8 protein-coding genes and 1 riboswitch are annotated in these 9,766 nt (G+C 61.6%); of the genes, 5 read left to right on the top strand and 3 right to left on the bottom strand.

Annotation, left to right across the window (positions count from 1 at the left end):
- Positions 1-629: LysR substrate-binding domain-containing protein (locus QQJ84_RS08480; protein WP_284257710.1), on the top strand; the 629-nt coding region annotated here is incomplete at its 5' end.
- Positions 630-637: 8 nt separating this feature from the next.
- Here the strand turns inward: QQJ84_RS08480 and thiC are convergent.
- The 3 genes from thiC to QQJ84_RS08465 all read right to left on the bottom strand — a co-directional run bounded on the left by thiC (position 638) and on the right by QQJ84_RS08465 (position 4,482).
- The gene (gene thiC, locus QQJ84_RS08475) at positions 638-2,494 is read right to left on the bottom strand and encodes a phosphomethylpyrimidine synthase ThiC (RefSeq protein ID WP_284257708.1); all 1,857 of its coding nucleotides are present in this window, start codon (positions 2,492-2,494) and stop codon (positions 638-640) included.
- A 39-nt stretch (positions 2,495-2,533) separates the two neighbouring features.
- Positions 2,534-2,653: riboswitch (TPP riboswitch) on the bottom strand.
- Positions 2,654-2,938: 285 nt separating this feature from the next.
- Positions 2,939-3,556 carry a hypothetical protein gene (locus tag QQJ84_RS08470; RefSeq protein WP_284257707.1) on the bottom strand — a complete coding sequence of 206 codons (618 nt, stop codon included), beginning with the start codon at positions 3,554-3,556 and terminating at the stop codon, positions 2,939-2,941.
- Positions 3,557-3,933: 377 nt separating this feature from the next.
- The gene (locus tag QQJ84_RS08465) at positions 3,934-4,482 is read right to left on the bottom strand and encodes a hypothetical protein (RefSeq protein WP_284257706.1); all 549 of its coding nucleotides are present in this window, start codon (positions 4,480-4,482) and stop codon (positions 3,934-3,936) included.
- Positions 4,483-4,748: 266 nt separating this feature from the next.
- Here QQJ84_RS08465 and QQJ84_RS08460 point away from each other — a divergent pair, with 266 nt between their 5' ends.
- The 4 genes from QQJ84_RS08460 (at position 4,749) to mobF (ending at position 9,543) form a co-directional block, all read left to right on the top strand.
- On the top strand, positions 4,749-5,081 hold the full coding sequence (locus QQJ84_RS08460; RefSeq protein WP_284257705.1) for a hypothetical protein: 333 nt from the start codon (positions 4,749-4,751) through the stop codon (positions 5,079-5,081).
- A 121-nt stretch (positions 5,082-5,202) separates the two neighbouring features.
- Positions 5,203-5,475: a CopG family ribbon-helix-helix protein gene (locus QQJ84_RS08455; protein ID WP_284257703.1), complete on the top strand. Its 273-nt coding sequence runs from the start codon at positions 5,203-5,205 to the stop codon at positions 5,473-5,475.
- A 3-nt stretch (positions 5,476-5,478) separates the two neighbouring features.
- Positions 5,479-5,772 carry a type II toxin-antitoxin system RelE/ParE family toxin gene (locus tag QQJ84_RS08450; RefSeq protein WP_284257702.1) on the top strand — a complete coding sequence of 98 codons (294 nt, stop codon included), beginning with the start codon at positions 5,479-5,481 and terminating at the stop codon, positions 5,770-5,772.
- Positions 5,773-9,543 carry a MobF family relaxase gene (gene mobF / locus QQJ84_RS08445; RefSeq protein ID WP_284257701.1) on the top strand — a complete coding sequence of 1,257 codons (3,771 nt, stop codon included), beginning with the start codon at positions 5,773-5,775 and terminating at the stop codon, positions 9,541-9,543.
- Positions 9,544-9,766 lie beyond the last annotated feature (223 nt).

Genomic DNA, 9,766 nt, shown 5'->3' with positions numbered 1-9,766 from the left:
TGCCTCAAAACGGGGAATCATATTCCATATCTTCCGGGAAGAAGGGCCGTCGAGCACCGCTTACGGATAACTGGCCGAAGGTGGAGGTGGATGTGCGCCAGAAATTCCAGTTCGGCGGCATCGGCGCACTGTTCGGCTACGAGATCGACATGCTGGTCACGCCCGATCCGCTCCATAAACCGGGCCTGCGCTTCACGCCGGTGTTTGATTACGAGCAGGTTCTGGTGGTCGGGCGAGAGCATCCGCTGTGCGGCGCCGATTTTGTGTTGCCGCACCAGCTAGCCGAAGAAACGCTGATCACCTACCCGGTCCCGGCCGACCGGCTGGACATCTACACCCAGTTTCTTACCCCCGCCGGAATCAGCCCCCGGCAGCATAAACCGATTGAGACCACCGACATCATGCTGCTGATGGTGGCGCATGGCCGCGGCGTGGCCGCCCTGCCGCGCTGGCTGGTGGAGGAAAATGCCGCGAAGTTCAACGTCAGCCCCGTCCGCCTGGGGCGCGATGGCGTTGCCAAGCAGATTTTCTTAGGGCTGCGCGAGGCGGACGCGGACATCGACTATATCCGCGCCTTCATTGAGCTGGCGTCCACCCGCCGCGCAGAAGCGACCCCGCGGCCGATCTGAGATAAACGCTACCCCGGGGAGGGCGCTGTTACTTCCGGCGTATCGGCAGCGCGCTCCCGGAGCGGGACATAAAGCTGGCCACCCGTCAGTGCGAAAGCCTCGTTCTGCTTTTCCAACCCCGTAAGGCGGTCAGCTTCCTCGCGGATGTCGTGGCTGATTTTCATGGAACAAAATTTTGGACCGCACATGGAGCAGAAATGCGCGGTCTTATGCGCCTCCTTGGGCAGGGTTTCGTCGTGGAAGCTACGCGCCGTGTCTGGGTCAAGGCCAAGGTTGAACTGATCCTCCCAACGGAATTCAAATCTTGCGCGCGAGATAGCATCGTCGCGTAATCTGGCGGAGGGATGGCCTTTCGCCAGATCCGCGGCATGGGCCGCGAGCTTGTAGGTGATAACGCCGGTCTTTACGTCCTCCCGGTTGGGCAGGCCCAAATGCTCTTTCGGCGTGACATAACAGAGCATGGCGGTGCCGAACCAGCCAATCATCGCTGCGCCGATCGCGGAGGTGATATGGTCGTAGCCCGGCGCGATGTCAGTGGTTAGCGGCCCCAGCGTGTAGAATGGGGCCTCGTGGCATGTGGCCAGTTGCTTATCCATATTGGCTTTAATCTTATGCATCGGCACATGGCCGGGGCCTTCGATCATCACCTGGCAGCCTTTGGCCCAGGCGGTTTTCGTCAGCTCGCCCAAGGTCTCCAGCTCGGCGAATTGCGCGGCGTCATTGGCATCGGCGTTCGAGCCCGGGCGCAAGCCATCGCCCAGCGAAAACGATACATCGTATTTACGCATGATGTCGCAGATGTCGCCAAAATACTCATAGAGAAAACTCTCGCGGTGATGGCTGAGGCACCACTGCGCCATGATCGAGCCGCCGCGTGAGACAATGCCGGTAACGCGTTTGGCGGTGAGCGGGATGTATCCCAACCGCACGCCGGCATGGATGGTGAAATAATCCACGCCCTGTTCGGCCTGCTCAATCAGTGTGTCCTTGAACACTTCCCAATCGAGCTTGCTGGCGTCACCGCCCACTTTCTCCAGCGCCTGGTAGATCGGCACGGTGCCGATCGGCACGGGTGAATTACGCAGGATCCAGCTGCGGATGTTATGGATGTTGCGCCCGGTGGAAAGGTCCATCACCGTGTCCGCGCCCCAGCGGATCGCCCAGACCAGTTTTTCCACCTCCTCCGCCGCACTGGACGTCACGGCGGAGTTGCCAATATTGGCGTTGATTTTCACCAGGAAATTGCGCCCGATGATGACAGGTTCCAGCTCAGGGTGATTGATGTTGGCCGGAATGATGGCGCGGCCCGCAGCGATTTCCGATCGAACGAATTCCGGTGTGACAAACTCCGGAATCGCCGCGCCAAAATCCTCACCATCGGCGCGCAGGACCGCTGCCTGCTCATGCGCGGCGCAGCGCCCCAGGTTTTCCCGGTGCGCGACGTAGATCATCTCCTCGGTGATGATCCCGGCGCGGGCAAATTCATATTGCGTGACCAATTTTCCGTCTGGCGCGACATGAATTTCATGCGGCGCTGGACAGAGCGGCACCAGCCTGTCAGCGGGCGCAAAACCATTATCTTCGGGTTTTACCGCGCGCCCTGCGGCGTTTGTGAACCCGCGTGCGGCGATCCACCCGGCGCGGGGTTTGCCCAACCCGGCATCAAGGTCGATACGGACCATGTCTTCAGTATAGGGGCCGGACGTGTCGTAAAGCCGCAGGGGCGGCTCATTGGCGGTGGGGTGCAGCGCAACCTCGCGGAACGGCACAAGAATGTCGGGTCTCGTCCATGGAGCGGAATAGATTTTCCGCGAGCCGATAATCGGCCCGGTGGTCACGTCATGAAGCTTCTGTTGAATGGTCACGCTGTACGCCCTCCAAAAAACAGAGAGCGGGTGCAAAGACATTCTGCAAATCCCCGTCCCTCCGCCGGTATGACCCGGATCAGGTTCAAAGGGTTTATCGCGGCGGGTTGCCCCAAAGCGACGTCTCAGTTCCTTCACGGAACACCCCTCGGTGCGTTCAGGACACTACGTTATGCTCGAACTGTCAAATACCACGCGGTGGAAGGCAATGCTCCCGACTAAACGGCTGCTATTGAGAAAGAAAGTTGGCGGCTGGAACGGCTGGCATGGGCGCATTGCTGCCGGCAACGAGTGACGCTGAATGTCCGCTCCCGAAATAACCTCTCAGGCTGATTTACGCCCAGCTTGGGTCGTACTCGTATTTCTGCACTCGGGTATGCCTGGATGGTCTCGAAGGCCCTCGAATGGTTCCCCCATTTCACGGCCACCCGATTTTTTTGTCCTCTACGCCTCGACAGAGACTTGATCGGAACAATTGTGAAGCGTTGCCAATGCCTCGAACGGTTGTGGTACGTGAGATAATTTGACGTTGGCAGGTTGAAAACGCTCGGTATTCAAGGGCGCGATGGCAGATTCGATAGTCTCGGCATCACCGATCTTTGCGCCGCAGTATTCGCAATGATTCATCCAGTAGGGCCGGCGATGCCATTGGCTTGCGTCGCGGAAATACCGGGGGGCGGTCAGCTTGAGGTGATCTGCGATCCGCTCCGGCAAACTCTCAATATACGCCAGGACGGCGAGACTGGTGCCAGGCTCCCATTGTCGTGCGCCATCGCGGTGGTCAAACGGGGGCGCAACAACGAGCGCATAGACGGCGGTATTGCCACTGCATTTCCAACAACGAAGGTGATTGCCTGCGACGAGGAAGGCAGGCGCGCGGACGTTGAACGACGGCGCTCCTGGATCGGGACCGGCGGGCGTCTTGGCGTCCGAGCGGGGTTTGCGTTTAGGCCAGAGTTTCCTACCGCCCTTCCCCTGGTCCACCAAAGCACGAGAGACCTTAACCAACGCCATAAACGTCGCTCGGCAGACTGTTGATTTTGGCGCGGCGCGGCCAGTCATGCTCACTTCCTATGCGTGCAATGTCTGCGGTGCGCCCCCGCTGACAACATCCTGACCCTGATCGGGGAGTTGGAAAACCGCATTACGACGGCCCTGTGACCTTTAGTTTCACGGGAAACCTGGACATGCGTCACAGGCTCCCCGACCAACTGGTCCAGGAGTTCCGGTGCCTCACGGCGACACCGAACCGCGTAATGAGAGGTTTCCACACCCCAGGGCAGCGCGTACCGCCCCACGAGCCTTATATCACGTCTTTCATCTTCCGTAAGCCGGTTCGCTCCCTAACTTTGAATGTGGCATATCGCGCGGGAGTATCACCAGCCGCTTATCCTGCACATAAAATCACGGCTTGGCCGATTTCATCAGAGAAGGAAGGCTCACGATGAGGGGAAGAAGCGTTTTTGAATTTCCTCACGCTCTTGAAGTTCAGCCTGGGTTGGTTCCTGGGGTGGGGCGCTGAGCTTCAACGAAAAGGCTTTGAATTTCGGTGCGGGATTTGCCGCGAGTGGATGAGGCAAGGGCACGGGGAGGAGGGTGGCGGGCTTGAATCGCGGCCCGGACTCGGGTGGGGTTTGTGCCGTTGCAGCCACATGAGGCGCCGGTTGGGGCGCGGAGGGCAAAGGCGCGTGAGGTTCGAGAGGGGCAGTTTTTTGCTGATCGCGCTCCCTTTTGCGCGGGGCGATGGCTCGCGTCATTTCAACCCGGATGGTGTGCGCGGTCCAGGCCCGGCCGGTGCTGTAGGTCATGCCGAGTTTTGTCAGGACGAGCGCCAAACTGGCCCAGGATTCCTCATCGACGATTTCCCGCAACCGGACTTGATTGCGCCGGAGGAACGGGCGGATTGTTTCGCCGCGCTTAACCAGCGGGCGCAACATCGCCGCGAAGGCTTCGATTTCATCGTCAGGAGGAATGCGTTTGCCGGCCATGATGCTATCGGGCTCCAGATTGGTTCCTTTGGTCAAGTTATTTCGTGGGTTTAGTAGCGTATTCCGTAGCTCAAAGAGTAGCGTAAATGGAGGCGTGTTTCGAGGCGTGTTTAGTAGCGTCTAATCTGGCAGTGAGGGGGGTTTTTTTAGATTTAGCTTTTGTAGCAGACCAAGGCACTCTAGCGAATGCTGGTTGCGGCCCGGCGGGGCTCTGGTTAAGGTGGCGATGAGCGCCGCTTTCGCGGTCCGTAGCGCCGGAGCAGATCATGCCCTCTGATAGTTTGCCGATCCCCAGTTCGACCCGTCTCGCGGCCCTCGAAGCAGGCCAGACCGCGATCGTCACGGCACTTGGCTTGGTGCTCGATACCCTGCAACAGCAGAGTAATTTACTGCAAGAGCTGGTTGATGCGGCCCGTGATGAACCAGGGCCATCGCCTATCATCACCAGCTTGGACGAGTTGACCGCAGCGGTAGTGCGCATGGGGGCAGGGGTCGAAACCTTGGCGCAGAAATTTGACGCGTTGCCGAACGCCATCAGTGCGGCACTCGCGCCTGGCCCGGAGGCGGGGTGTGCTTCTGCCGGTTCGGCGTCACCCTGAGATGCTGCCCGGCCGCACCGGCGTTGCCGGCACATGGCGGAAACGAAAAGGCATGACAAACCACCTCCGGGCGGTTATATTATCTAAAGGTAATACCTGTCAATAAAAAGGGCTAATAGTCATGGCTACATCCGTAAAACTGGATTCCGCCTTGCAGGACCGGGTGCAGCACCTCGCAACCACGCAGCGGCGCTCGGCGCATTGGATCATGCGCGAAGCGATCCGGCAGTATGTCGAGCGCGAGGAAGCGAGGGAAAGTTTCAAGCAAGAGGCGTTGGCGTCCTGGGCCGAATTTCAGGCCACCGGTCAGCATCTGACGGGTAAGGAGGTGCGCCACTGGGTGCGCGGCTGGGGCACGGCGGCAGAAACGGAATTGCCCCCGGTCCGCGAATAGACAATGCCCGAGGTCATGGTCACGGCGGGGGCGGCCCGCGGCCTGGAGCGTTGCCGCCGCTTTCTGACGGAGGCAGGCCCGCGGGCGACGATGCGCGCGGCCGAGGCGATCGAGCGGCAGTTTGAATTGTTGGAAACCGCCCCTGAAATTGGCAGACCCCTGGAAGAGATGCCCGAGCTGCGCGAGCTGCTGATCACCTTCGGGGATTCTGGGTACGTCGCGCTGTACCGTTATGTGCCGGCGGAGAACATCGTCGTGATTCTGGCTTTCCGGCACCAGAAAGAGGCGGGGTTTTAGATGCTGACCTACCGCACCGGCGCCGCAGGGAGCGGGCGAGGGGCGCGGAATATGGCCGAGCACCTGTTGCAGCAGACGTTGTCGCCGGAGATGGCGGTGATGGCGGATTACTATGAGCAGGGGGTGGCGCCGCCGACGGCGGCCGAGGCGGTGGCCAGCCGCTATGTGCGTCACGCGGTGGACGGGCAGTTGCGGCCGGGTGCTGCGCTGGACGAGTTGGTGAACATTGAAGCGGCGCGGCTGGGTGAGAGCGCGCTGGAACGTGACGGAAGGGCGATTGAGGGCGACGCATTGCGCTGGCGCGCGCTCGCCGCCTTTGCCGCGGCGGGCATGATCCAGCGGGAAGAGGCGCTGGCCGGCTTGACTCGGCTCACTGGGCAGGCCTCCGCCGGTGAGGTGCTGGCGGACCGGCTGGATGCCGCCATTCAGGCGGCGAGCACCGAGCGTGATTACAGCAGTGCGACGGCGACACCACGCCGGGATATGAATCCGGCGCTGGCGAACCGCTTGGGCATCGACCCGAACCGTGGGCTTACACCGAGAGAGGTGGCCTTCCTGCTCAACGGACAACGCGCCGACGGCGAGGACATTCCGGGCAAAGAAAAACAATCCGCCACGGTCTCGCTTGGTGAATTGTTCGGCCTCGATGCAGCGCGCCGGCCGACGCGCCCGGAGCTGGAGCGCGTGCTTGCCGGTCAGACGGTTGAGGGTGAAGCCTTGGCCAAAGACAAGGCGGGCCGGGCGGTCGCGCGTTTTGCGGCGGCTATGGGGGCAACCTCGAAGATCCTCACGCCGACAGCGCGGGAAAACATTCTGGCGGGCCGTAAGGCCGATGGCAGCGCATTATCTGACCGGGACTACAAACTGGCGGTCGAGGCGAGCAAAGCGCGGATCGGCTATATCGATTTTACCTTTTCGGCGCCGAAATCGCTCTCCGTCGCCTGGGCCTTGGCGCCCACGCAGGCCGAGCGCGCGATGTTGCATCAGGCGCATACTGACGCGGTGCACAGCACGTTGCTGGCCATCGAAGTGGAGATCGGCCGGGCCAGATTAGGGCAGGGGGGTAAGCAGGGCTTCGAGCCGGGTTCCATCGGCTGGGTGACGTTCGAGCATTATGCCGCGCGCCCGACCGTCGAAGTGGTCCGCCCCGATGAGGAAGGACGCGCCACGACTGAGCTTTTTACGCTGACCGGCACGGCCGGACGGTTGCCGGGCGACATGCAGATCCATACCCATGCCGCCGTGATGAATGCCGTCGAGACACCGAGCGGGCGGATTGGCGGGTTGGACCTCGCCCAGCTCGAAGGGCGGATTCACGAATGGGGCGCGCTCTATCACGCCTATCTCGCCAATAATGTGCGCAAACACGGGGTCGAGGTGGCGCTCGACCACCGCACCGATATGTCGCGGCTCAGCGCCGTGCCGGAAAGCGTGGTGGCGCAATTCAGCAAGCGCACCTTGGGCGGCACCGAAGCTGCGCGGGCCTATGCGCAAAGCCAGGGCGTAGATTGGGACAGTCTCAGCCCGGAGCGCAAAATCGTCCTGCTCAAATCCGGGGTGCAGGACCCGCGCGGGGCAAAATCCGACGATGTCAGCGACCTCACCGCCTGGCGTAAAATGGCCGAGAGCATCGGCTATGAACACCGTAGCGTGCTGCGGCCGGATGCCATCCAGCTCGAACTCAGCCGCGAGGAGCGCCTGGAGGCGGCCTATCGCGCGGCCTTGCCTTTGCTCGAAAAGCATTTTGACCGGCGTGCGGTGATTGATGGGGCCGATGCCCGCGTCACCGCCGCGAAGGCTCTGATCGTCGCGGGCATTGAATCGCCGGAGGACGTCAGTATCCTCACTCGTGCCTTCCGTGAGCGTGGGATCAACCGGCGGGGCGAGGCTGCGGCGCTGGTCTGGGGCAGTGTCGCCGGCAAACAGGGCAAAGAGAAAATCTCGATCACCACCACGCTCGAGGAGCGCGAAGAAACCATCCTCATCGCCACGGCGCGGGCAGGGGGGCGGGACAAGAGCGCCGCCCTAGCGCCGGCGAAGATCGAGGCGGCGGTGCGAGCTTTCCCCGAGCTGGATTTTACCAACGAGCACGGCCAGGCGCAGCGGGCGATCATCGACAGGTTGGGAACCGGCGGCAGGATCGGGCTCGCCATCGGCGTCGCCGGTTCGGGCAAAAGCACCTTGCTCAAGCCGCTGGTCCGGGCCTGGCAGGAGGAGGGCAAGGTGGTGTTCGGCATGGCGCTGGCCTGGCGGCAATCGGATGATCTGGCCGAGGCGGGGATCAATAAGCAGAACATCCGCGCCGTGGCTTCGTTTCTCAAGGGGATCGAGGCCAGGACGATACCGTTGACCCGAGATTCAGTTGTCATAGTGGACGAGGTTGGCTTGCTGGGCACGCGCCAGCTCAATGATATTCTGGCCGCCCAGAAGAAACACGGGTTTCAGCTGGTGATGATCGGCGACCCGAAACAGATGCAGGCGGTTGAGGCCGGGCCGGTGATCGATTTGTTGCGCCGCGCCCTCGGGCCGGAGAACGTGCCGGAGTTGGGCAGTTCCGTGCGTCAGAAGGGGGCGGAGGAGCGCGAAACCACGCTGATGTTCCGCAACGGCCAGACAGCCGAGGCGCTGGATCGCAAGGCGGCCAATGACACCCTGCACATCGCCCCCGGTGGCTACCGGGAGGCCATCTCGCATATCGCCGAGCTTTGGCAACAGCAAAATGATACGAACCGCGACCGGCCTGATTTTACCATCAGCGTGAGCGCGCCGACCAATGCCGAGGCGCATGACATCAGCGTGGCGATCCGTGAACGGCGGCGGGCGATGGGTGAGATCGGCGCGGACAGGATCACTGTGCAGGCCACGGACGGGGAGGGGGTACGGGCCTACAGTCTGCCCCTGGCGGAGGGCGACCGAGTGCGGCTGTTTGAGCGAACCAACGCCAAATTCACGGGCACCAATACCGTCGGCAATATCGGGCGTAACGGCACGGTGCTGGAAATCACCGCGATCCGCGATGACGGGCTCATGCTGCGCAATCCGTCCGGGAAGGAGGGGTTTGTCGCATGGACGACGCTCAAAGATGAAAGCAACGGCCAGGTCAGGCTCGCCTATGGTGACGCCCTGACCACGCACACGGCGCAGGGTTCCACCGTGACCGAGCATATTCACGCCATGCCGAGTGGGTCGCGGCTGGTTTCTGCGTTTGGGGCGTATACATCGGGCAGCCGCCATCGCGAGCAGAGTTTCATCGTCACGTCGGAGGGTGCTGAACGGTCTGAAATTACCGGGAGGCGCCCGCTGGGCGACCGGCGTAAGGTTTTGCACGGTGATGTTCTGGACAATATGAAGCGCAATCTGGCGCGCCAGCCGGAGAAGGAATCATCCCTCAATTTGATTGACCGAGCCGCCAATTTACGACGGGGGACGGTTCAGACCGTGCAAAAATCGCATCAGCTGATGGAGGCGCGGGCCATGGCCCAGGAGACGCCGACCAGTCTGCCGGAGCGGTTTGCGAACCGCCGTCTGACTCGCGCCATGGAAAGTCGTTTGTCCGGTCTGTCGGAGCAGCTGCGGCGCTATGGCGAAGCCGTCGCTCATATAGCTCGATCCAGCACGGCTCTTGCCGAGCGGATTGCGGCCATGGCCCGGCGCCAGGTCAAAGGCCAGACGGTAGAAGAGTATTGGGAGAGCGTGGCGGCAAAGGCTTCGCGGCAGCCGGAGCAAGACCAGGCTAAAATCCTTACCAAACAACAAGGTCAGACACTTTAGGGCTTGTTGAGATTCATCGTGAACGGATGACTCGCGGCGGCGAGATAGATCAAAGGGGTACCGGAGCCGACGCTTCAGAAGATTGCCTAAGTCTCGTGATCCGCGATTAGCGTGATTGGTTTTATTTGAATCGCGGGACCCCCGAATCGGCACATAAGTGTTGGGGTGGACGGCCCAACGGCATCGAATGTGCCAATATAAGGTCGAACTACCAACCTAATGA

Origin of the sequence: Acidocella aquatica, from assembly GCF_030160635.1 — a bacterium.
Classification (GTDB): Bacteria; Pseudomonadota; Alphaproteobacteria; order Acetobacterales; family Acetobacteraceae; genus Acidocella; species Acidocella aquatica.
The sequence above is the reverse complement of the archived record's forward strand: the minus strand, read 5'-3'. Positions and strand labels throughout refer to the sequence as shown.

What these genes read in the sequence shown, in the direction of transcription:
- QQJ84_RS08455 (WP_284257703.1), top strand. Translation starts at nt 5,203, where the DNA reads ATGGCTACATCCGTAAAACTGGATTCCGCCTTGCAGGACCGGGTGCAG.
- mobF (WP_284257701.1), top strand. Translation starts at nt 5,773, where the DNA reads ATGCTGACCTACCGCACCGGCGCCGCAGGGAGCGGGCGAGGGGCGCGG.
- QQJ84_RS08470 (WP_284257707.1), bottom strand. Translation starts at nt 3,556, where the DNA reads ATGACTGGCCGCGCCGCGCCAAAATCAACAGTCTGCCGAGCGACGTTT.
- QQJ84_RS08465 (WP_284257706.1), bottom strand. Translation starts at nt 4,482, where the DNA reads ATGGCCGGCAAACGCATTCCTCCTGACGATGAAATCGAAGCCTTCGCG.
- QQJ84_RS08460 (WP_284257705.1), top strand. Translation starts at nt 4,749, where the DNA reads ATGCCCTCTGATAGTTTGCCGATCCCCAGTTCGACCCGTCTCGCGGCC.
- QQJ84_RS08450 (WP_284257702.1), top strand. Translation starts at nt 5,479, where the DNA reads ATGCCCGAGGTCATGGTCACGGCGGGGGCGGCCCGCGGCCTGGAGCGT.